20 protein-coding genes are annotated in these 22,123 nt (G+C 66.4%); 6 read left to right on the forward strand and 14 right to left on the reverse strand.

The window, feature by feature from the left end; all coding sequences use genetic code 11:
- Positions 1–43: 43 nt before the first annotated feature.
- On the reverse strand, positions 44–1,000 hold the full coding sequence (locus AC1DEL_RS16195) for a LysR substrate-binding domain-containing protein (protein WP_092298869.1): 957 nt from the start codon (positions 998–1,000) through the stop codon (positions 44–46).
- Between the two features lie 110 nt (positions 1,001–1,110).
- Positions 1,111–3,297 (reverse strand): ATP-dependent DNA helicase RecG, encoded by a 2,187-nt coding sequence (gene recG, locus AC1DEL_RS16200; RefSeq protein ID WP_477105712.1) that lies wholly within the window; start codon positions 3,295–3,297, stop codon positions 1,111–1,113.
- Positions 3,298–3,448: 151 nt separating this feature from the next.
- On the opposite strand from recG, the gene queA reads away from it, so the two are divergent.
- The 5 genes from queA to secF all read left to right on the forward strand — a co-directional run bounded on the left by queA (position 3,449) and on the right by secF (position 9,287).
- The gene (queA, locus tag AC1DEL_RS16205; protein WP_441592274.1) at positions 3,449–4,501 is read left to right on the forward strand and encodes a tRNA preQ1(34) S-adenosylmethionine ribosyltransferase-isomerase QueA; all 1,053 of its coding nucleotides are present in this window, start codon (positions 3,449–3,451) and stop codon (positions 4,499–4,501) included.
- Positions 4,502–4,516: 15 nt separating this feature from the next.
- Complete coding sequence (gene tgt, locus AC1DEL_RS16210; protein WP_092298860.1) at positions 4,517–5,647, forward strand: tRNA guanosine(34) transglycosylase Tgt; 1,131 nt, start codon at positions 4,517–4,519, stop codon at positions 5,645–5,647.
- A 211-nt stretch (positions 5,648–5,858) separates the two neighbouring features.
- Positions 5,859–6,185: a preprotein translocase subunit YajC gene (gene yajC / locus AC1DEL_RS16215; protein ID WP_092298857.1), complete on the forward strand. Its 327-nt coding sequence runs from the start codon at positions 5,859–5,861 to the stop codon at positions 6,183–6,185.
- A gap of 237 nt (positions 6,186–6,422) precedes the next feature.
- Positions 6,423–8,288, forward strand: coding sequence for a protein translocase subunit SecD (gene secD, locus AC1DEL_RS16220; protein WP_092298854.1), 1,866 nt, complete (start codon positions 6,423–6,425; stop codon positions 8,286–8,288).
- 24 nt (positions 8,289–8,312) lie between these two features.
- Positions 8,313–9,287 carry a protein translocase subunit SecF gene (gene secF, locus AC1DEL_RS16225; protein ID WP_092298851.1) on the forward strand — a complete coding sequence of 325 codons (975 nt, stop codon included), beginning with the start codon at positions 8,313–8,315 and terminating at the stop codon, positions 9,285–9,287.
- Positions 9,288–9,354: 67 nt separating this feature from the next.
- On the opposite strand, the gene AC1DEL_RS16230 is transcribed toward secF, so the two are convergent.
- From AC1DEL_RS16230 to purB, 8 genes are all read right to left on the reverse strand, one after another.
- Positions 9,355–10,353 (reverse strand): response regulator, encoded by a 999-nt coding sequence (locus AC1DEL_RS16230; RefSeq protein ID WP_092298848.1) that lies wholly within the window; start codon positions 10,351–10,353, stop codon positions 9,355–9,357.
- Positions 10,350–11,483, reverse strand: coding sequence for a hybrid sensor histidine kinase/response regulator (locus AC1DEL_RS16235; protein WP_092298845.1), 1,134 nt, complete (start codon positions 11,481–11,483; stop codon positions 10,350–10,352). The genes AC1DEL_RS16230 and AC1DEL_RS16235 overlap by 4 nt, the downstream gene beginning before the upstream one ends.
- A gap of 7 nt (positions 11,484–11,490) precedes the next feature.
- Positions 11,491–12,879 carry a sensor histidine kinase gene (locus tag AC1DEL_RS16240; protein WP_477159122.1) on the reverse strand — a complete coding sequence of 463 codons (1,389 nt, stop codon included), beginning with the start codon at positions 12,877–12,879 and terminating at the stop codon, positions 11,491–11,493.
- Positions 12,851–14,242, reverse strand: a complete 1,392-nt coding sequence (locus tag AC1DEL_RS16245; protein ID WP_477159123.1) for a class I SAM-dependent methyltransferase — start codon at positions 14,240–14,242, stop codon at positions 12,851–12,853. Before AC1DEL_RS16245 ends, AC1DEL_RS16240 begins: the two co-directional genes overlap by 29 nt.
- 334 nt (positions 14,243–14,576) lie before the next feature.
- Positions 14,577–15,167: a YceI family protein gene (locus AC1DEL_RS16250; RefSeq protein ID WP_092298839.1), complete on the reverse strand. Its 591-nt coding sequence runs from the start codon at positions 15,165–15,167 to the stop codon at positions 14,577–14,579.
- A 79-nt stretch (positions 15,168–15,246) separates the two neighbouring features.
- Entirely contained in the window at positions 15,247–15,822 is a 576-nt protein-coding gene (locus AC1DEL_RS16255; protein WP_092298836.1) for a YceI family protein, read from the reverse strand.
- A 33-nt stretch (positions 15,823–15,855) separates the two neighbouring features.
- Positions 15,856–16,440 carry a cytochrome b gene (locus AC1DEL_RS16260; RefSeq protein ID WP_441592270.1) on the reverse strand — a complete coding sequence of 195 codons (585 nt, stop codon included), beginning with the start codon at positions 16,438–16,440 and terminating at the stop codon, positions 15,856–15,858.
- Between the two features lie 256 nt (positions 16,441–16,696).
- Positions 16,697–18,073, reverse strand: coding sequence for an adenylosuccinate lyase (gene purB, locus AC1DEL_RS16265; RefSeq protein WP_092298830.1), 1,377 nt, complete (start codon positions 18,071–18,073; stop codon positions 16,697–16,699).
- A 398-nt stretch (positions 18,074–18,471) separates the two neighbouring features.
- On the opposite strand from purB, the gene AC1DEL_RS16270 reads away from it, so the two are divergent.
- Positions 18,472–19,089, forward strand: a complete 618-nt coding sequence (locus AC1DEL_RS16270; protein ID WP_477159124.1) for a glutathione S-transferase C-terminal domain-containing protein — start codon at positions 18,472–18,474, stop codon at positions 19,087–19,089.
- 54 nt (positions 19,090–19,143) lie between these two features.
- Here the strand turns inward: AC1DEL_RS16270 and mnmA are convergent, their stop codons facing one another.
- The 4 genes from mnmA to AC1DEL_RS16290 are packed head-to-tail and all read right to left on the reverse strand — an operon-like array spanning position 19,144 to position 22,021.
- Positions 19,144–20,223: a tRNA 2-thiouridine(34) synthase MnmA gene (gene mnmA, locus AC1DEL_RS16275; RefSeq protein WP_477125973.1), complete on the reverse strand. Its 1,080-nt coding sequence runs from the start codon at positions 20,221–20,223 to the stop codon at positions 19,144–19,146.
- On the reverse strand, positions 20,220–20,726 hold the full coding sequence (locus AC1DEL_RS16280; protein WP_092298821.1) for an NUDIX hydrolase: 507 nt from the start codon (positions 20,724–20,726) through the stop codon (positions 20,220–20,222). Before AC1DEL_RS16280 ends, mnmA begins: the two co-directional genes overlap by 4 nt.
- Positions 20,707–21,678, reverse strand: coding sequence for a 4-hydroxy-tetrahydrodipicolinate synthase family protein (locus AC1DEL_RS16285; RefSeq protein ID WP_092298818.1), 972 nt, complete (start codon positions 21,676–21,678; stop codon positions 20,707–20,709). The genes AC1DEL_RS16280 and AC1DEL_RS16285 overlap by 20 nt, the downstream gene beginning before the upstream one ends.
- Positions 21,665–22,021: a hypothetical protein gene (locus tag AC1DEL_RS16290; RefSeq protein WP_092298814.1), complete on the reverse strand. Its 357-nt coding sequence runs from the start codon at positions 22,019–22,021 to the stop codon at positions 21,665–21,667. Before AC1DEL_RS16290 ends, AC1DEL_RS16285 begins: the two co-directional genes overlap by 14 nt.
- Between the last annotated feature and the right edge of the window lie 102 nt (positions 22,022–22,123).

Genomic DNA, 22,123 nt, shown 5'->3' on the forward strand with positions numbered 1-22,123 from the left:
CCCTGCCGTGATCGATGTCGACGTGGATGTCGTGAGAATCCGCTCAGGCGGCCACCGCTTCCACGGACGCCGCGTCGCCAATCCGGCTCACGCCGGCCAGGTCGCACGCCGCCACCGCATTGGCCAGCGCCTCCATGGCGGGCAGGCGCGTGAAGCTCTTGCGCCACGCCAGCACCACGCGGCGGTCCGGCACCGGATCGGCGAAGGGCACGTAGGCGAGCATGTCGTTGCGCGGCTTCAGGTCGGGCACCGAGGTGCGCGGCAGCACGGTAATGCCCACGCCGCTGGCCACCATATGGCGAATCGTCTCAAGCGACGACCCTTCGAAGGTCTTCTGGATGCCGTCGGCGGCCTGCGAGAAGCGCGACAGCTCCGGGCACACGCCCAGCACGTGGTCGCGGAAGCAGTGCCCGCTGCCCAGCAGCAGCATGGTCTGCTGCTTGAGTTCGTCCGGATCGACACTGCGCTGCTCGGCCAGTTGATGGCCGCGCGGCACGGCCACCACGAAGGGCTCGTCGTACAGCGGGCGCACGGTCAGGCCCGAATCCGGGAACGGCTCGGCCATGATCGCGCAGTCGATCTCGCCCTGCTTGAGCAGTTCGATCAGCTTGTTCGTATAGTTTTCCTGCAGCATCAGCGGCATCTGCGGCACCGTGCCGATCATCTGCTTGACCAGCATCGGCAACAGGTACGGCCCGATCGTATAGATCACGCCCACGCGCAGCGGCCCGGCCAGCGGGTCCTTGCCCTGCTTGGCGATCTCGCGGATGGCCATGGTCTGCTCCAGCACGCGCTGGGCCTGGGCCACGATCTGCTCGCCAATGGCCGTCACCGACACCTCGGAGGTGCCGCGCTCGAAGATCTGCACGGTCAGCTCGTCTTCCAGCTTCTTGATGGCCACCGACAGCGTCGGCTGCGAAACGAAGCACGCCTCGGCCGCCCGGCCGAAATGGCGCTCGCGCGCCACGGCGACGATGTACTTGAGTTCGGTGAGCGTCATGACTTATCAGGTTCGGTTAGGCGATAGATTTTAACTTCGATTGCGCCTTCTGTCAGATCGGCACTGTAATGTATCGTCTTAGGCACATATAAGGCTTGTCTTATGCGCCGTCACGCCTTCAAAAAGTGCTCCCGCCCCCCCAGCCAGCGCAGAAGATGCGCTTCCACGGCCTCGGGGAAGCGCGCCAGCATCAGTTCGGCAGCTTCCTGGGCATAGTCCACCAGCCAGGCATCGGTGTTGAGGTCGGCAAAGCGCAGCATGGCCTCGCCCGACTGGCGCGCGCCCAGGAATTCGCCGGGGCCGCGGATCTGGAGGTCGCGCCGGGCGATCTCGAAGCCATCGGTGGTCTCACGCATCGTGGCCAGCCGCTCGCGCGCCGTGGGCGAGAGCGGCGCCTGATACATCAGCAGGCAGACCGATTCCGCGCTGCCCCGCCCCACGCGCCCGCGCAGCTGGTGCAGCTGGGCCAGGCCGAAGCGCTCGGCATGCTCGATCACCATCAGCGAGGCGTTCGGCACATCCACCCCCACCTCGATCACCGTGGTCGCCACCAGCACCTGGAGCCGGTTGGCGCTGAAATCGCCCATGACCGCAGCCTTCTCGGCGGGCGGCAGGCGGCCGTGGACCAGCCCCACGCGCAGGTCCGGCAGCGCGGCGATTAGCGTTTCATACGTCTCGACTGCAGTCTGTAGCTGGAGCGCCTCCGATTCCTCGATCAGCGGGCACACCCAGTAGACCTGGCGGCCCTCGGCGGCGGCGTGGTGCACGCGTTCGATCACCTCGTCGCGCCGCGCGTCGTTGACGAGCCGGGTCACGATTGGCGTGCGGCCCGGCGGCAGTTCGTCGATCACGGACACATCGAGGTCGGCGTAGTAGGTCATGGCCAGCGTGCGCGGGATCGGCGTGGCCGACATCATCAGTTGATGCGGAACCTTGTCCGGCGCGGCTTTCGTGTCCGCCTCCCCCGCCTTGCCGCGCAGCGCCAGCCGCTGCGCCACGCCGAAGCGGTGCTGTTCATCGACCACGGACAGCCCGAGCCGCGCAAAGCGCACGGTGTCCTGGATCAACGCATGAGTGCCGATGACCAGCTGCGCCTCGCCCGATTCCACGCGCGCAGCGGCCTCGCGCTTCTCCTTCGCCTTGAGGCTGCCGGCCAGCCAGACCACGGGCACGCCCAGCGGCTCCAGCCACGCGGAAAGCTTGCGGAAGTGTTGCTCGGCGAGGATTTCAGTGGGTGCCATCAGGGCGGCCTGATAACCGGCGTCGATGGCCTGGCAGGCGGCCAGCGCGGCCACGATGGTCTTGCCGCTGCCCACGTCGCCCTGGAGCAGGCGGTGCATCGGGTGCGGGCGCGTCATGTCGGCGGCAATCTCCTCCACCACGCGCTCCTGCGCCCCGGTCAGCCGGAACGGCAGCGCGGCCAGGAAGCGCGTGAGCAGCCCGTCCGCGTGGCGCGGCATCGACGGCGCGTTCTTCTCGCGCCGCGCGGCCTGCGAGCGCCGCAGCGAGATCTGCTGGGCCAGCAATTCGTCGAATTTGATCCGCTGCCAGGCCGGGTGCGAGCGGTCCGCCAGCGCGGCCTCGCTCTCCTGCGGCGGCGGGTTGTGCAGCAGGCGCAGGCAATCGGCCAGCGGCGCCAGCTTTAGCTGGGCAACCGGGCCCTGCAGCACGGCCTGCGGCAGCGTCTCGGGCATCGGCGTGCGGGACATCGCCCCGCCAATCGCCTTGCGCAGATAGGCTTGCGAGATGCCGGCCGTGGCGGGATAGACCGGGGTCAGGCGGTCTGGCAGGGCCTCGCCGGGCACCACGGGGCGCACCTGCGGGTGGACCATCTCGGCGCCGAAGAAGCCGCCGCGGATCTCGCCGCGCACGCGCAGGCGCACGCCTTCGGCCATCTGCTTGGTCTGGCTGCCATAGAAATTGAGAAAGCGGAGCGTCAGCTCGCCGGTGTCGTCGGCGATCTTGACCACCAGCTGGCGGCGCGGCCGGAAGGTAACCTCGTTCGAGATGACCTCGCCCTCCACCTGCGCGGCCAGGCCCATGCCGGCGCGGCGGATGGCCTCGCCGATGGTTTCCAGCGCGGTTTCGTCCTCGTAGCGCATGGGCAGGTGCAGCACGAGGTCCACCGGGCGGCGCAGCCCCAGCTTGGCCAGGCGGGCCACGGCCGACGACGGCTTGGCCGGCGCGGCCGGCTTGCCCTTCGGGGCGCGCTCGACGGACGTGTCGTTGCGGTCGCTGGGTTCGCTGTTTTCGCTATCGTGGCGACGGTCGAGGGAGTCGGTGGCGGTGCCTGGCATCAGCGCGTGAATATGGGCGGTAAACGGGGGACTGGCCGATGCGCGGACGTCCCAAGCCTTACAATGTCGGATTCGCCGATTGTACCCATGCCTGTGACGACGCCCTAACCCGGTGCCGCCACCCGCTTGCCGTGCCCGCTATTCTGAAGCAATGTTGACGCTATCCGACTTCGATTTTCCCCTGCCGCCCGAGCTGATCGCGCAATCCGCCCTGCCCGACCGCAGCGCCAGCCGCCTGCTCGTGGTGGAGCGGACCGCGCCGGAAGACCGTGCCGACGCCGTGCGTCTGGTCGACCGCGCGTTCAGCGACATCCTGGACTACCTCGGTCCCAACGACCTGCTGGTCTTCAACGACACCCGCGTGATCAAGGCGCGCTTCTTCGGCCAGAAGCCGAGCGGCGGCCGGGTAGAGGTGCTGGTGGAGCGCGTGGTCGACAGCCATACGGTGCTGGCGCAGGTGCGCGCGTCGAAAACGCCCGCTGAGGGCAGCCAACTGCACTTGGCCGACGATGCCTTCGCCGTGACGGTGGGGCCGCGCGTCGACCAGTTCTTCACGCTGCGCTTTCCCGCGCCCGCGCTGGACCTGATCGAGCAATACGGCCGCCTGCCGCTGCCGCCCTACATCACGCACGATCCCGACGCCTACGACGAAACCCGCTACCAGACCGTCTATGCCCGCAACCCGGGCGCCGTGGCGGCGCCGACGGCCGGGCTCCATTTCGACGACGCGCTGTTCGCGCGGCTCGATGCCAAGGGCGTGCGCCGCGCGTTCCTGACGCTGCACGTGGGCGCCGGCACGTTCCAGCCGGTGCGGACGGAGAATCTCGCCGAACACAAGATGCACGCGGAGTGGTACGCCATCACGCCCGAACTGGCCGAGGCGGTGCGCGAGACCCGCGCGCGCGGCGGCCGGGTGATCGCCGTGGGCACCACCTCGCTGCGCGCGCTCGAATCCGCCGCGGCGGCGGACGGCACGCTGGCCCCGCACAGCGGCGACACCGACATCTTCATCACGCCGGGGTACCGCTTCCGGCTGGTCGATGCCCTGATCACCAACTTCCACCTGCCCAAGTCCACGCTGCTGATGCTGGTCTCGGCGCTGGCCGGCGTGGAGGCCATCCGCGCCACCTATCGCCACGCCGTGGATCAACGCTACCGCTTCTTCAGCTACGGCGACGCCATGCTGTTGACCCGCCTGGACTGACCTGAGACCCGCCAAATGCTCGATTTCGAACTGCTGACCACCGATGGCAACGCCCGCCGCGGCCGCGTCACCCTGAACCACGGCGTCGTGGAGACGCCCATCTTCATGCCCGTGGGCACCTATGGCTCGGTCAAGGCCATGTCGCCGCTCGAACTGAACGAGATCGGCGCGCAGATCATCCTCGGCAACACCTTCCACCTGTGGCTGCGCCCCGGGCTGGACGTGGTGGAGGCGCATGAGGGCCTGCATCGCTTTGTCGGCTGGGACAAGCCCATCCTGACCGATTCAGGCGGTTTTCAGGTGTTTTCACTCGGAGAACTACGCAAGATCACCGAAGATGGGGTCACGTTCGCGTCGCCGGTGAATGGCGACAAGCTGTTCCTGTCGCCCGAGATCTCGATGCAGATCCAGCGCACGCTGAACTCGGACATCGTCATGCAGTTCGATGAGTGCACGCCTTATGAGATCGATGGCCGCCCCGCCACGCACGACGAGGCCGCGCGCTCGATGCGCATGAGCCTGCGCTGGGCCAAGCGCTCGCGCGACGAGTTCGAGCGGCTGGACAACCCGAACGCGCTGTTCGGCATCGTCCAGGGCGGCATGTTCGAGGATCTGCGCGACGAGTCGCTGGCCGGGCTGTCCGAGTTGGACTTCCACGGCTACGCCATCGGCGGGCTGTCCGTGGGCGAGCCCAAGGAAGACATGATGCGCGTGCTGGAGCACGTGGGCCCCCGCCTGCCGGCCAACAAGCCGCACTACCTGATGGGCGTGGGCACGCCGGAAGACCTGGTGGCCGGCGTGGCCTCGGGCGTGGACATGTTCGACTGCGTGATGCCGACCCGCAACGCCCGCAACGGCTGGCTGTTCACGCGCTTTGGCGACGTGAAGATCCGCAACGCGGCCCACCGCAACGACCCGCGCCCGCTGGACGAGACCTGCGGCTGCTACACCTGCCGCAATTTCTCGCGCGCCTACCTGCACCACCTGCACCGCGTGGGCGAAATCCTCGGCGCGCGCCTGAACACGATCCACAACCTCTATTACTACCTGGAACTGATGCGCGAGATGCGCACGGCTATCGAGGAGCACCGCTTCGAGCCGTTCCGGCGCCAGTTCGCCGAGCACCGCGCGCGCGGGACCAAGTAGGCGCCGCTTGAGAATGTTCTGAAAACCAGACAACCGAATGAACTTCGGGCGGTGGCATGGTCGAATGTTGGCGGGTGTCTGCAACGTCTGGAAAAGGACGTGCAAATCACCCCGAACAAACCCGCAATTCGAACCTAGAATGCTCTGGCGGGACAAACACGGGTGATAGAATGCCCGATTCCCTGATTGACCTTTGTGACGGAGAAGTAACGTGCTGATTTCCAACGCTTTTGCCCAGACTGCCAGCGCCGGTGGCGCGGCGGGTGGCCTGATGAGCTTCCTGCCCATCATCCTGATGTTTGCGGTGCTGTGGTTCATCATGATCCGCCCGCAAATGAAGCGCCAGAAGGAAGCCAAGGCGATGATGGAAGCGCTGGCCAAGAATGACGAAGTCGTCACCGCCGGCGGCATCCTGGGCCGCGTGGTCAAGGTCAACGAGCAATACGTGGTAGTGGAAATCTCCGAAGGCACCGAAGTCACCGTGCAGAAGAATGCCGTGACCACGGTGCTGCCGAAGGGCTCGCTGAAGTCGCTCTGACCGGGCCCGCCGGGCGCCACGCATGCGGCGCCTGAACCCGCCTGATTTTCCCGGCATGTTCGTCAGCACGGCTGTTCATCTTGCCGTGCGCATGCCCCAGCAGCCGCCTGAACCAGCCCGCGGGTCCATACCGGACCCGGCCAGGGCTGCCAGGCGGCTGTTTGCCAACCGGTCCGGCCGGATCGGCGCGCCCCCCGCGCGCCCGTCGGCCACGCCAACCGCAATGACTGGCCAGAGATGAATCGTTATCCGCTTTGGAAGTACATCGTGATCCTGGTGGCCCTGGCCATCGGCATCATCTACACCCTGCCGAACTTCTTCGGCGAGGCCCCGGCCGTGCAGGTCTCGTCCGCCAAGGCCACCGTCAAGGTCGACCTGTCCATGCAGAAGCGCGTGGAGGAGGTGCTGGCGCAGAGTCAGCTCCAGCCTGACGGCGTGTTCTTCGACGTGTCCGGCCAGTCCGGCTCGGTCAAGGCGCGTTTCCGCACCACGGACGAGCAGCTCAAGGCCAAGGATGCGCTGACCCGGGCGCTGAACCCGGATCCGGCCGACCCGACCTACGTGGTGGCGCTGAACCTGCTGTCCGGTTCGCCGCGCTGGCTGACCGCGATGCACGCGCTGCCAATGTACCTGGGCCTGGATTTGCGCGGTGGCGTGCACTTCCTGCTCCAGGTGGACATGAAGGGCGCGGTGGACAAGAAGCTGGACAGCCTGTCCGGCGATGCCCGCACCCTGCTCCGTGACAAGAACATCCGCCATGGCGGCATCGACCGCGATGGCGCCCGCCTGATCGTGCGCTTCGGCAGCGCCGCCGATGGCGACCGCGCGCGCGCCGTGCTGGCCGACAGCCTGCGGGAACTGTCGTTCACGATGGACGGCAACAACGTGGTCGGCACGTTCACCGACGCAGCCCGCAAGGCCGTGCAGGACGCCGCCGTCAAGCAGAACATCACCACGCTGCACAACCGCGTGAACGAACTCGGCGTGGCCGAGCCGGTGATCCAGCAACAGGGCGCGGACCGCATCGTGGTGCAGCTGCCCGGCGTGCAGGACACCGCCAAGGCCAAGGACATCATCGGCCGCACGGCCACGCTGGAGGCCCGCCTGGCCGACAACGACGCGCCGCGCAACCCGCGTCCGGGCGACCCGGTGCCGTTCGGCAGCGAGCTGTTCACCCAGGGCAACGGCGCGCCGGTGGTCCTCAAGAAGCAGGTGATTTTCACCGGCGACCGCATCGAATCCGCCTCGGCCGGCTTCGACCAGAACCAGCGCCCGTCCGTCAACATCAAGCTCGACGCCCAGGGCGGCCGCGTGCTGCGTGACGTGTCGCGCGAGAACATCGGCAAGCCGATGGGCATCGTGCTGTTCGAGAAGGGCAAAGGTGAAGTCCTGACCGTGGCGACGATCCAGTCGGAACTGGGTTCGAGCTTCCAGATCACGGGCTCGTACTCGACCGAGGCGGCCAATGACCTGGCGCTGCTGCTGCGCGCCGGCTCGCTGGCGGCTCCGATGGACATCATCGAGGAACGCACGATCGGCCCGTCGCTGGGCGCGGACAACATCCAGAAGGGCTTCGACTCCGTGGCCTATGGCTTCGGCGCCATCGCCGTGTTCATGGTGCTGTACTACATGCTGTTCGGCATGTTCTCGGTGGCCGCGCTGGGCGTGAACCTGCTGCTGCTGATTGCCGTGCTGTCGATGCTGCAGGCTACGCTGACGCTGCCGGGCATCGCCGCTATCGCGCTGGTGCTGGGCATGGCCATCGACGCCAACGTGCTGATCAACGAGCGTATCCGCGAGGAGCTGCGCTCGGGGGCCTCGCCGCAGATGGCCATCGCGGTCGGTTTCGACCGCGCGTGGGCCACCATCCTGGACTCCAACGTGACCACCCTGATCGCCGGCCTCGCGCTGCTGGCCTTCGGTTCGGGCCCGGTGCGCGGCTTCGCGGTGGTGCACTGCCTGGGCATCCTGACCTCGATGTTCTCGGCGGTGTTCTTCAACCGCGGCCTGGTCAACCTCTGGTACGGCCGCAAGAAGAAGCTCCAGAGCGTGGCCATCGGCCAGATCTGGAAGCCGGACACCGAAACGCCGGTCGCCAAGTAAGCACGGACACATCAGGACAACATCATGGAATTTTTCCGCATCAAGCGCGACATTCCGTTCATGAAGCACGCGTTGGTCTTCAACGTGATTTCCTTCCTGACGTTTGCCGCGGCTGTCTTCTTCCTCTGGCAGAAGGGCCTGCACCTGTCGATCGAGTTCACCGGCGGTACGGTGATGGAGGTGACCTACTCGCAGGCGGCCGACCTTGAGAAGATTCGGGGACAGGTCGGCAAGCTCGGCTACACCGACGTGCAGGTGCAGAACTTTGGCACCTCGCGCGACATCATGATCCGTCTGCCGCTGCAGAAGGGTCCGGACGGCAAGCCGGTGACCTCGGCCCAGCAGAGCGAGCAGGTCATGGGCGCGCTGCAGGCCGCCACGCCGGACGTGAAGCTCCAGCGCGTGGAGTTCGTCGGCCCGCAGGTGGGCAAGGAACTGGCCACGGATGGCCTGCTGGCGCTGCTGTGCGTGGTGGCCGGCATCGTGATCTACCTGTCGTTCCGCTTCGAGTGGAAGTTCGCGGTGGCGGGCATCATCGCCAACCTGCACGACATCGTGATCATCCTGGGCTTCTTCGCGTTCTTCCAGTGGGAATTCTCGCTGTCGGTGCTCGCGGCGGTGCTGGCGGTGCTGGGTTACTCGGTCAACGAGTCGGTCGTGATCTTCGACCGGATTCGCGAGAACTTCCGCAAGTACCGCAAGATGACCACGCACGAGGTCATCGACAACGCGATCACCAGCACGATGTCGCGGACCATCATCACGCACGGTTCGACCGAAATGATGGTGCTGTCGATGTTCTTCTTCGGCGGCCCGACGCTCCATTACTTCGCGCTGGCCCTGACGGTGGGTATCCTGTTCGGTATCTATTCGTCGGTGTTCGTGGCTGCGGCGCTGGCGATGTGGCTGGGCGTGAAGCGCGAGGACCTGATCAAGGGCGAGAAGAAGCCCGGCGATACCAACGACCGCAACGACCCGAACTTCGGCGCGCAGGCCTGACGGCTGCTGGCACGCTGGAAACGAAAAAGGCGCCCGAGGGCGCCTTTTTCGTTGCTATGCCGCAGGCTTAGTCCGACAGCTGCTCGATCCACACCGCGAGGCGGTCCGAAGCGAACGTCTCGGTCCGCACGCCGGCGCGTGCCGAGATGGCATCGGCCTCGCGCTGCAACTTCAGCGCGCCACCGGCTTCCTCGATCCATAGCAGAACGGCCAGCCAGTCGGCGTGCCCGGCCGAAACCACCTCGCCCACCGGGTTGCCAACGAACTCGCCGAGCGCCGACGGGGCCAGCCAGGTCACAGTATCGCCGTCGCGCCGCACGGCGCCGTCGCCCAGCGTTTCGGCGAGGACCGCCACCGCGTCGGCGGCACCCTTCCCGGCCAGACGACCTCGCAATTCGATGAGCCGCTTGCCCACTGCGTGGCCGAACGTGCCGCTGCGCTGACTCTCCGCGCCGACCAGATCGGCGTAGTCCAGGCGTTGCCAGTCAGGTTCCGCGTTGCGCGCGCCAGCCAGCGAGGTGCCGGCGAGATAGGTTTCCACCGGCTGGAAGCGGCCCGGGCCGATCAGGCTCGCGCACAACGCCTGCACCATGCCGACGCGCGTGGCCACGGTCTGCTTTTGCAGCACCGACAGCTTCTCGCGCAGCAATTGGTCACGCTCCTTGCGCAGCCCGGCCAGCTCCAGCGCCTGCTTCAGCTCCATGCGCAGCGCGGTGATATCCCACGGCTTCTTGATATAGCGATGGATCTGGCCCTGGTTCACCGCTTCCACGGTCTGGTCCAGTTCCGAATAGGCCGTGGTCAGGATGCGCACAATGTGCGGGTAGCGCTCGCGCGCGTAGCGCAGCAGTTCATTGCCATACTCGCCCGGCATGCGCTGGTCCGAAACCAGCACGGCGAGGCTATCGGCATGGGCGTCGAGCAGGGCCTTGCCCTCCTCCACCGAGCCGCCGGTTACCACCGGAGCCAGCTGGCCAATGGCGCGCTGGAAGTATTTGACGGCCGTGGCCTCGTCATCGACGAACAGAATCGCCGGGGGTGCCTGCGTAGTATTCAGTTCGCTCATCGATCACTCCTGTGCATACGATTCTTGAAATTTGGGAAATCGAGGGTAACGGTGGTGCCGGCCCCGGTTGCCGACGCAATGCGGATGCCGCCGCCGAACGACTGCATCACGCGGTTGCAGAAAATCATGCCGAGGCCGCTGCCGCCGGCCGCCGCGTGCGTCGTGACCGGGTCCACAAGCAGCCGGTCCATCACTTCCGGGGGAATGCCGGGACCATTGTCAGCAATACGGATCTCGGGGCGCTCGCCAGCCACCACCACGAAGCGCAGCGCCGGCGTGGGCACGTCGCCCAGCGCCCGCAGCGCGTTGCTCATGACGGACGACAGCACCAGCGCCACGCAATTCGGCAGCGTCGGCACCGGAAAATCGCCATGCAGCTCAACTTGCACCCAGTCACGTTGGTTATCGGCAAAAGGATAGGTATCCAGTAGCGACGCCACCAACGCGCCCGCGCTGACCTCCTGCCCAACACCCGGCTTGGGCGCCACCGTGCCCGCGCTGCTGCGCACGGACTGCAGGAACGACGACAGCACTGCCAGGCAATACTGGGCGTTGTCATGCATCGCACCGGCCGCATGGCCGATCTCGGCGTTGCGCTGCGGGCTGTACTCGCCCGCCACGCGCGAGCCGATGCCGCGCGCGAAGTTGGCGATGGCCGCCAGCGGGGTGTTCAGCTCATGGGCCAGGAACGCCAGCGTCTCGTCGATGGCCATCAGGCGCTGCTGACGGACCGCGCGTTCCCGGTGGCGCTCGCCGGCCAGCCTCAGCACGTCGCGGATCTCGGCCACGGCCAGCGGCTTTTCCAGGATGCGGAAGACCTCGCCGCTGTTCACGGTCTTCAGCAGCATGTCCTTGTCGGCATAGGCCGTCACGAGCAGGCGGACGATGTGCGGGTATTCCTGCGCCACCTGGCGCAGCAAATCACCGCCATCACGCCCCGGCATGCGGAAATCGGTTACTAGAATGGAAATCTGCGCGTGATGTGCGTGCAGCACCGCCATGGCGGCATCGGCGCTGGTGGCCGACAGCACCTCATATTCGTTGCCGACGGCCCGCGCGAAGTATTTGCACGCCATCTCTTCGTCATCGACGTAGAGCACGGTCGGGCGCGGCTGGCTGGTATCGCTCATTGCCCCCTCACTCCGCGCGCGGCAGGTCGAAGCTGAACGCGGCCCACTGGCCCAGTTCGCTCTCGGCAAACAGCACGCCGCCGTGGCGCTCGACAACCGCGTAGCTGATCGACAGCCCGAGGCCAAGCCCCTGGCCCACCTCGCGGGTGGTGAAGAACGGCTCGAACACGCGCGCGAGATGCTCCGGCGCGATGCCCGGCCCGTTGTCGCGTACGGCCACGTGCATCCGCCCATCGGTCCACTTCACCGTGGTGTGGATGGCAGGCTGCTGCGTACCGGCCTTKCGCATGGCCAGCGCGGCATTSGARAAMARRTTGATCAGCACGCCGATMAYSGCCGCTTCGTCGCCCAKYACCAGCGTATCGKYGGGCAAYTCGCGCGTGACCTTTACGCCGCGCAACTCGTGCGCGGTCAGCCGGACCGATGAGTCGAGCGCCTTCTCGAACAGGAACGGGGTGCCCTCCACCTCGGCCCCCGGCTTGCGGTAGGCGAATGTCTTCAGGTCGGAGACGATATGCTGGATGCGCTGCATGCCCTGCTTGGCATCGACCAGGCATTCCTCGAGGCCCGGCTCGTTCTTGGTGACCGGTTCCTCCATGGCCACCTCGATCGCCATCAGGCAGAAGTTCACCGGATTGTTGACTTCGTGCAGCAACCCCGCCGCCAGCGTACCGATGGCCGCCATCTTCTCCTGCTGGAGCATCTGGCCCTTGATATCGACCAGCTTGCGGTTGATGACCTCGAGTTCGGTGTTCTTGTCAGCCACTTCGGCCTTCAGGCGGAACAGCATGAAGCGCGCCCGTTCATTAAAGAACGTGTACACGCCACTGGCCGCCGCGGCAAAGAGCAGGAACAGCGAATTGACGATGAAAGTGCCCATCGGCTCGACGCCGCCCGAGTGCAGCAAACACGCCGCGGCGTAGAGCAGGTACGAGAGCACGCCGAAGACGAGGTTCTGCCAGAGCCCGAACGGCAGCGCGATACCCGAGGCGAAGATCGCCAGGTTCAGGCCCACGTAGTACGGCGACTCCACGCCTTCGGTCTGCGAGATCATCCACGCGATCATGATCTGCGGCAGCAGCAGCCACGACATCGTCAGCCACGGCGCGAAGCGGCGGCCGGCGTTGCTGTACAGCGCGACGATCACCCCGGCGATCAGCAGCGACACCACGATCCGCGCCACGGCGAATGGCAGCTGCTTGTCCGGATACTGGCCGTAGTCGAGCCCTACGCCCAGCAGCACCAGTACGATGGCCGTGTAGGCGCCGCCCCGGCTGAACGCCAGGCGGAAGTCGGCCAGTTCGGACTGGTAGCCGGCGTACAGCTCGTTGCCACGCGCGGCCGGGGCGGACGGCGCCGCCTCGGCGTCACTGGATAGCGGCTTCGGCGAAGACATTGACGCCGGTTTCATCGACATAGAGTCGGTGGGCATTCGAGTTCTCCGGCAGCAGCGAGGCCATACTGGCCTCGTCGCGGTAGATCAGGTACCACTCCAGCAGGTGCTCCATCCCGAACTTCTCGGGGTTGTCGGAGTGGACATTCGTAACCAGCAGGTTGCCGCCCGGGCGCGTGCGCGAGGCGAAATAGGTCAGCAGCCGCGCGCAGACCTTGTCCGACAGGTAGTCGAACAGCCCGGCGCAGTACAYGGCGTCGAACGTACGCGTGGTGGGGTCGTCGGGCGAGATGCGGCGCTTGAGCAGGTCATGCACCGACTGGTGGACCATGTCGACGGACACCTTGTGCCCGGCCGAAGCCGCCGAGCGCTCGATGGAACTGCGCGTGTAAGCGAGCGTTTCCTCGCTGAAATCCACGAGCTGGAACGACAGCAGTTCCGGATTCGGATACTCGCGCACGAAGCGCTGGATCTCGAACGCCGGCCCGCAGCCCACGTTCAGCACGCGGAACGGCCGGCCTTCGGCGCGCGCGCGCTCGGCCTGGCGGGTCAGGTAATCGACCAGCAGGTCGATCCGGTTGCGGTGCGCGGTGGCCACCGCCGCCTTCAGAAACGCCGTGTTGACGATCTGGAAGTACGTGGTCGGCCCCTGTTGCGGGTCGCTCAGGATCTGGTTGACCATCTCGTAGTCGCCGGCATAGCCGAGCGGCTTCGTAAATGTCCGATAGACGAACGGGGCTCGCAGCAGCAGCGGGTGCAGGGCCGCCTGGGCGTAGGTACGGTGCACCGGGGCGATCTCGGGGTCCACCTGCTGGGCCTCGCCCTCGAGCCAGTCCAGGTAGACCTTGACCTTGCCCATCAGCGGCACGGCCAGCTCGTAGAACACGTCCTCGCGCAGGCGCCCCTCGGTCTTCGGCAGCGACTCGGTCAGGTCCACCTGCTCGACCCAGCGCGACACCTCCGAGAGATACGCGCGCATCTCGTTGACCACGATCTGGTAGTCGCGGCGGATATTGAAACGGGTGTCCCAGTCCTGCACGAAGAGTTCGGCCTCGCGCGCGACCGATTTCGGTGCGTCGTTGACGTCGGTCAGCTCGCGCCATTCGTCGATCAGCGTCAGGGAGACCACGGCGGTCAGGCCGGTATTCACCAGGCTCATGACCACGGCCTTGCCGAGGTAGGCGTTCTTCGCCCCCATCCGCACGCTCAGCTCACTGAGCACCTCGCTGACCTGAACGATCGAGTAAGGATTGTAGATTTCCATCACCAGCGACTTGCGCTGGAGATTGATGATCGTGCCCCGCACCTGCTCGCCCTGCGAGTTGCGGAAGCTAACTACCGGATCGATTTGCGTTTTGGAGTACACGGTATCGCGCCAGGGAAATCCAGGGAACGCTGCGGGCCGGGGCACCCGAAGGGGCCGGCCGGGTACAGCTCAGGCAAGAAGCTTGCGGCGGGGATACCGGAATCAGGGAATGCAGCCAATACTCATAACAATGCGCGTGACCGGTTATGGGGCAGACGCACGCCAGGAATGGCAGGCGCGGCGCCCCCGAAGGTGGGACTGCGGCGAGCCATTGYACTGTGGCTGTCGGAAACCATACAACATTGCTTCCGCGCCATGAAGAGGGGTATCGGCAGGAACGAAAAAAAGGGCCGGCGTGTTGCCGGCCCTTCGCGTCTTGTAACAAACGCCTGACTTAGTCCGCCTTGACGGCTTCCACCTGGATCGCCAGCTTGACGTCCTGTTTGAAACCGTACTTCGCGCCGTAGTCGATGCCGAAGTCCGCGCGGTTGAACTGGCCCACCGCATCGGCGCCGCATGCCTCGCGCTTGAGCATCGGGTGCTCGATGCACTTGAACTGGCGAATTTCCAGCTTCACCGGCTTGGACACGCCGCGCAGCGTCAGCACGCCATCCACTTCGGTCGGCACGTCGCCCTTGAACTTCGAGAACTTGCCCTTGTACGTGGCTTCCGGGAAGGCCTGCACGTCGAACATTTCCGGGCCCTTGGCATGCTCGTTCAGCTTGGCGTTGCCGAAGTCGATCGACGACGGGTCGATCTTGATCTCGACCGTGCCGGCCTTGGCCGCGCGGTCCAGCGTGACCACGCCGGTCGACTTGTCGAACTTGCCGCGCCAGTTGGACAGGCCACCCAGGTGGTCGGCCTCGAAGCTCGGGTAGGTGTGGGTCGGGTCCACGTTGTAGGTCACGGCATTGGCCATGGCGGCGCCGGCGGCCAGCGTGGCGGAGGCAGCGGCAACAGCCGCGAACAGGGTGCGCATCTTCATGTCTAGGTCTCCCGTCAAAAGGTTGGAGAGGAAAGTCGAAATACAGCGAGGAAATCGATGGGCGGGCACGCGGCCTGCCTCAGCCCTTCTTCGCCGGGGTTACGATGTGGAACTTGATCTGCACGTCGTCGGCCACCACGGAAGTGTCCTTCCATTCGCCGTCGCCGATATTGAACACGGTGCGCTTGATCGGCAGCACACCGTCGAACACCTGCCCTGCCGCGTCCTGCTTGTACGTGGCAGGCACCACCACGTCCAGGGTCTTGCCCTTGATGGTCAGCTTGCCAGTCACATCGTACTTGCCCGCCGCGCCGGCCTTGATGGCGGTGGACTGGAACACGGCCTTGGGATACTTGGCAGCGTCGAACCAGTCCTTGCCCTTGACCTCCTTGGTGGTCTCGGCATCGCCGATCTCGAAGCTCGACACGTCGATTTCCACCTTGGCGGACGACGTGGCCAGCTTGGCCGGGTCGAAATCGACCGTGGCGTCGAATTTCTTGAACTTGCCTTCCATCGGCACGCCGATCTGCCGCGCCGTGGCGGTGACGGTGCTCTTGGCTGTGTCGATCTGCGCCCAGGCCAGGTTGGCGGCCAGGCCGGCCGTGGCCAGCGCGGCGGCCACGACGATGGCGCCAGGACGGGTCATGCGTTTCATCGGTGCACTCCTCTCAGGAAAATACGATGTCATTCAGCGCAGGAACGGAATCATCCGGGCGAGCGTGCCGTCGCGGTCGATCACCTGGTGCTTGATGGCGGCGGCCGCGTGCAGCAGCACGATACCTGCCATCAGGTAGTTGAGCCAGGCGTGGGCGGCCTGCAGGATCGGCTTGAGCGTGGTATTGGCCTCGATCAGTACCGGCATCTTCCAGAGACCCAGGTAGACCACCGGCACGCCGGCCGATAGGCTATAGAAGTAGCCGGTCAGCGGCACCACGATAATCAGCACATACAGCAGATGGTGCGCGGCGGCGGCGGCGCGGGCCTGCCAGGCCGGCGTGCCGGCCGCCACGGGCGGTGCGGCGTGGGTAGCGCGCCACAGCACGCGCAGCACGGCCACGGCGAAGATCGTCACGCCGAGCCATTTATGCCACGAGAAGAGCTTGAGCTTGGTCGGCGTCAGGCCCGGAATGCCGGTCATGTACAGGCCCAGCCCGAACGCCGCGAAAATGCCGAACGCGATCAGCCAGTGCAGGCCGATAGCGGTCGCCGTGTAGCCATTGGCACCATTGCCGCCGCGACTGCGCGCGACGCTGTGCACCCCGTATGAAGTCATGTCTGTGAATCCCTTCGATTTTTCTTATAGCGATCGTCCGGACCGGCCATCGGCCAGCGGGGGCTTGTGTCGCCCTACCCTGCTGGCAGGAATTCTCGCATTATTGGCATTCGTCCGTGCGCTATGAGATGCGGAACTTCATGAAGTCGTTCAAATGATTTGATGTGACGCATTGCCGCAGGGGCGAAAAAAAGGGCCAGCGCAACGCCAGCCCTTCTTCCTCATCGCTTCAGACCCTTCCGGGTCCCCTGCGCCCTTAGATCTTGTTCGCCAGTTCCACGGCCTTGCCGATGTAGCTGGCCGGCGTCATGTCCAGCAGCAGTTGCTTGGCATCGTCCGGAATCGCCAGGCCCGACACGAAGGTCTGCAGCGCCTCGCGCGAGATGCCCTTGCCGCGCGTCAGCTCCTTGAGCTGTTCGTACGGGTTCGGCACGCCAAAGCGGCGCATCACGGTCTGCACCGGCTCGGCCAGCACTTCCCAGCAGTTGTCGAGGTCTTCGTTCAGGCGTTCCGGATTGGTTTCCAGCTTGCCCAGGCCGCGCAGGCAGGCCTCGTAGGCCAGCAGGCTGTAGCCGAACGCCACGCCCATGTTGCGCAGCACGGTGGAGTCCGTCAGGTCACGCTGCCAGCGCGAAACCGGCAGCTTTTCCGAAAGGTGGCGCAGCACGGCGTTGGCCAGGCCGAGGTTGCCTTCCGAGTTCTCGAAGTCGATCGGATTGACCTTGTGCGGCATCGTCGACGAGCCGATCTCGCCGGCCTTGGTCCGCTGCTTGAAGTAGCCCAGCGAGATATAGCCCCACACGTCCCGGTTCAGGTCCAGCAGGATCGTGTTGGCGCGCGCGATGGCGTCGAACAGCTCGGCCATGTAGTCGTGCGGCTCGATCTGGATGGTGTACGGGTTAAAGCTCAGGCCCAGGCGCGACTCGATCACCTGCTTCGAGAACGCTTCCCAGTCGAACGTCGGGTAGGCCGACAGGTGGGCGTTGTAGTTACCCACCGCGCCATTCATCTTGCCGAGCAGTTCCACGCGCTGGATGCGCTCGATGGCGCGCGCCAGGCGGGCGGCCACGTTGGCCATTTCCTTGCCCAGCGTGGTCGGGCTGGCCGGCTGGCCGTGCGTGCGCGACAGCATCGGCTGGGTAGCGTTGGCCTTGGCCAGTTCCACCAGGCGGGCCTGCACGCGCTGGAGCGTGGGCACCAGCACGCCGTCACGGGCGCCCTTGAGCATCATGCCGTGCGAGGTGTTGTTGATGTCTTCCGAGGTGCAGGCGAAGTGGATGAACTCGCTCGCGGCCTCCAGCTCGGCGTTGCCCTTGACCTGTTCCTTGAGCCAGTACTCCACGGCCTTGACGTCGTGGTTGGTCACGGCCTCGATGTCCTTGATGCGGGCGGCGTCGGCTTCGGTGAAGTTCTCCACCAGTGCCTGCAGCTTCGCCTCGGAATCGGCCGAGAACTTCGGCACGTCCGGCAGGCCGGCCTGGGCCAGGGCGATCAGCCAGTTGACCTCGACCTTCACGCGATTACGCATGAAGGCCGCCTCGGAGAGCCACTCGCGCAGCGCGTCGGCCTTGGCGGCATAACGGCCATCGATGGGAGACAGTGCGGTGAGCGGCGAAAGGGATGGGGTGGACATGCTGGCAACCGGGAGAAAGAGGGAAGACGGGTTTCCGCGGGGGCGCGGTAACCATGCGAAGACTGGCGAGGCGGGCGGCTTCAAGCGACCGATGCGCCGCACGGGGCGAGCCGCCGGGCGCGCCATCGGACCTGCCGCCGGCACGCCACAAAGGGCTGGCCGGCATCGCGCAACGCGGGATTTTACCATCGCCCACCGCGCCTGTGCGGCGCGCCATGGGTCAGGCGACACAGAGCGTGCGAAGCGCCGCATTGACACGGCATCCGCGGGCCGGCGCGGGTATACTCGCGCTCGCCGTTCCAGTAGCCTGTTATGAAGTCCATCGACATGCCGCCCGCCAGGGCGCCATGGCAGCCACAGAGCGCCGATGCACTTCATAACAAGCTCAAGGGGAGAACATGAAGCTGTATGCGTCCCACACCAGCCCGTACGCGCGCAAGGTGCGCGTCGTGCTGGCGGAAAAGAAGGTCGACTACCAGATGATCGAGGAGAACGTCTGGTCGCCCGCGACCATCATCGGCCAGTTCAACCCGCTCGGCAAGGTGCCCTGCCTGGTCATGGAGGATGGCGGCGCGGTCTTCGATTCGCGCGTGATCGCCGAATACGCCGATACGCTGTCGCCAGTCGGCCGCCTGATTCCGCAGGGCAGCCGCGAGCGCSTCGARGTRCGCTGCTGGGAAGCCCTGGCCGATGGCCTGCTCGACGCCGCGCTGCTGGTCCGCCTGGAAACCACCCAGCGCGAAGAGGGCCAGCGCAGCGAATCATGGGTCAAGCGCCAGCGGACCAAGATCGACGCCGCACTGGGCGCGATGTCTTCCGGCCTGGGCGACCGCCCGTGGTGCACCGGCATCCATTTCACCCTGGCCGATGTGGCCGTGGGCTGCGCGCTGGCCTATCTGGATTTCCGTTTCCCGGACATCGCCTGGCGCGAGCAGTACCCGAACCTCGCCGCGTTCCAGGAAAAGATCGAGAAGCGCCAGTCGTTCATCGACACCGCCCCGCCTTCGGCGGGTTGAGCGGTAGATTGGGCACGCCGGCGCCTCTGTGCGCCGATGTGCCTCATCAGACAATTACTGGATGATGCCGCCGCCCAGGCAGACGTCGCCGTCGTAGAGAACGGCCGACTGCCCCGGCGTCACCGCCCACTGCGCTTCGGCGAAGGCCAGCTTCAGCGCCTCGCCGTTGGCCGCTTCCACGCGGCAGGCCGCATCGCTCTGGCGATAGCGCGTCTTGGCCGCCATCTCGGCGCCGGCCGCAGGTGGCTCACCCGCCACCCAGGACAGGTCCGCCGCTTCCAGCACCGGCGTCAGCAGCCACGGATGGTCGTGCCCCTGCACCACGTAAAGCGTGTTATTGGCCATGTCCTTGCGCGCCACGTACCAGGCGTCGCCGCTGCCTTCGCGGCTGCCGCCCAGGCCAATGCCCTTGCGCTGGCCCAGCGTATAGAACGCCAGCCCGATGTGCTCCCCCACCACCTTGCCCTCGGGCGTCTTCATCGGCCCCGGCTTGGTCGGCAGGTAGCGATTGAGGAAGTCGCGGAACGGCCGTTCGCCGATAAAGCAGATCCCGGTCGAATCCTTCTTCTTCGCGTTCGGCAGGCCGATTTCGGCGGCAATCTCGCGCACGCGCGTCTTCGGCATCTCGCCCAGCGGGAACAGCGTGCGCGACAGCTGCGCCTGGTTCAGCCGGTGCAGGAAGTAGCTCTGGTCCTTGGTGTGGTCGAACGCCTTGAGCAGCTCGAAGCGCCCGTTGTCCGCCTGCCGCACGCGCGCATAGTGGCCCGTGGCGATGGTCTCGGCGCCGAGCGACATCGCGTGGTCCAGGAACGCCTTGAACTTGATCTCGGCATTGCAGAGCACGTCCGGATTGGGCGTGCGCCCGGCCGAGTATTCGCGCAGGAAATCGGCGAACACGCGGTCCTTGTACTCGGCGGCGAAGTTCACCGCCTCCACGTCCACGCCGATCAGGTCGGCCACGGACACCACGTCGAGCCAGTCCTCGCGCGTGGAGCAGTATTCGCTGTCGTCATCGTCCTCCCAGTTCTTCATGAACAGGCCGATGACTTCGTACCCCTGCTGCTTGAGCAGCCACGCGGTGACCGACGAATCGACCCCGCCCGACATACCCACCACCACCCGCTTGCCGCTCACGATGCGTCTCCGGTGCTGACCGCCACGCTTGTGGGATGCGTATAAAGCACATCCAGCGCGAAGCGCTTGCCGGCGAGGTAATCGTTCACGCAGGCCATCAGCAACGGGGTGCGATGGCGCTCGGGGCAGGCGCGCAGTTCCTCGGCGGTCATCCACAGCGTGCGGATGATGCCGGTATCGAGCTGGCGGCCTTCATCGAGCGTGCCGAGGTCGCCCGTGAAGGCGAAGCGGATATAGGTGGTGTCGCCCTGGTCGCGCGAGGAGAGCCCCCGGCTCATATAGCAGCCGATCAGCGCGCGCGGCTCGAAGGTGTGGGCGGTTTCCTCGAGGGTCTCGCGCACGACGGCGCGGATCAGGCTCTCGCCCGCTTCCAGGTGGCCGGCCGGCTGGTTCAGCCGCAGGCCGTCGCGCGTTTCCTCTTCAACCAACAGGAAGCGGCCGCCGCGTTCGATGACAGCGGCAACTGTGACGCTGGCGTTCCATTCACGTGACATGATGCACATTTTTTAAGCAATCCGGCATTTTACCGGTTGCTGTCGGAATGTGCAGGGATGAAGGCGGAAAGGGCGGAAACACCGCGGGCGGCAGCAGGGCCATGGCCGCTTCCAGGCGGGCCGTCAGCGCGCGCGTGGCCGGCGTGAGCGGCTGGCGCACCTCGGCGCGGGCCAGGCCTGCCAGCGCCAGCGCGGCCTTGACCGGCGCGGGGTTCGGCTCGGCGAACATCAGGTCGATCAGCGGCGAGAGCTGGCGGAACAGCGCGCGCGCCGCTTCGTCGCAGCCGGTGCGGGCCAGTTGCAGCAGCCGGACGAACAAGTCCGGGCGGATATGGGCGGCAGCCGGCACCACGCCTGCGCCGTCGGCCAGCAGGTGGTCGAGCATGGCGGCATCCTCGCCGCAGAACACGCGCAGGGCATCCTGCCCGGCCAACGCGCGCAGCCCGGTGCGGTCGCATTCCTTGATCGCCACGACCTGCGGATGGTCGGCCAGCCGCAGTGCCAGCGCGGGGGAAATCGTGGAGCCGGTGCGCTTCGGCACGTTGTAGAGCATCAGCGGGCGCGCCGTCTGGCTGGCCACGCGGCGCACGTGCCAGGCGATGCCCTCGTCCGACACGCGCAGGTAGTACGGCGGCGGGACGAGGTAGCCGGCGAGGTCGAATCGATCCAGCGTGCGCACCTGCTCGCAGACCGAGCGCGTGTCCACGCCGCCCACGCCCGCCATGACCGGCATGCGGCCCTGCGCCACCTCAAGCACGGCTGCGGTGACCATCAGCCGCTCTGCCTCGGTCAGCAGGCCGCCCTCGCCCGTCGTGCCGAGCACGATCAGGCCATCCACACCGGCGCCAGCATAGTGCGCGGCCAGTTGCTGGGCGGCGCGCAGGTCGGGCGCGCCGTGGCGCAGCGGCGTGACCAGCGGCAGCCACAGGCCATCGCCGATGACCGAATCAGTGCGCGGCATGATCGCTCCCCAGCATCGTCGTGATGCCGAACTCGGCGGCCGGCAGCGCGGTCATGATGGCGTGCATGGCGGCGTCGCGGCCGGCGCGCTCCACTTCCACATGGAGCGTGGTTTCCCCGTGCCGATGGTCCACCTCCACCACATACACACGGGCGAGCTTGCCGATGGCCACGTGCAGCGTCTGGCGCAGCATGAAGACCTGCGCCGAGGCCACCGCCAGGCGCAGGCGGATCCAGTGGCCATCGCTGGCGGCGGAGGCTGGCAGGGCGTCACGCCCGGCGCGGCGGCGCGGGACGGTGGCAAAGGCAACGGCGAGGCTCGAGGACTGTCGCGACTGTCGCATTACGCTTGAATCCGCGCGGGGCGGATCGTCTGTGGAACATGGCTCCATGCTAGGGAGCGGCGTCTCAAATTGATGCAGCAATCGCGGCGCCGGGTATCAACA

It is taken from the genome of Cupriavidus sp. 10L43_2 (genome assembly GCF_056395265.1).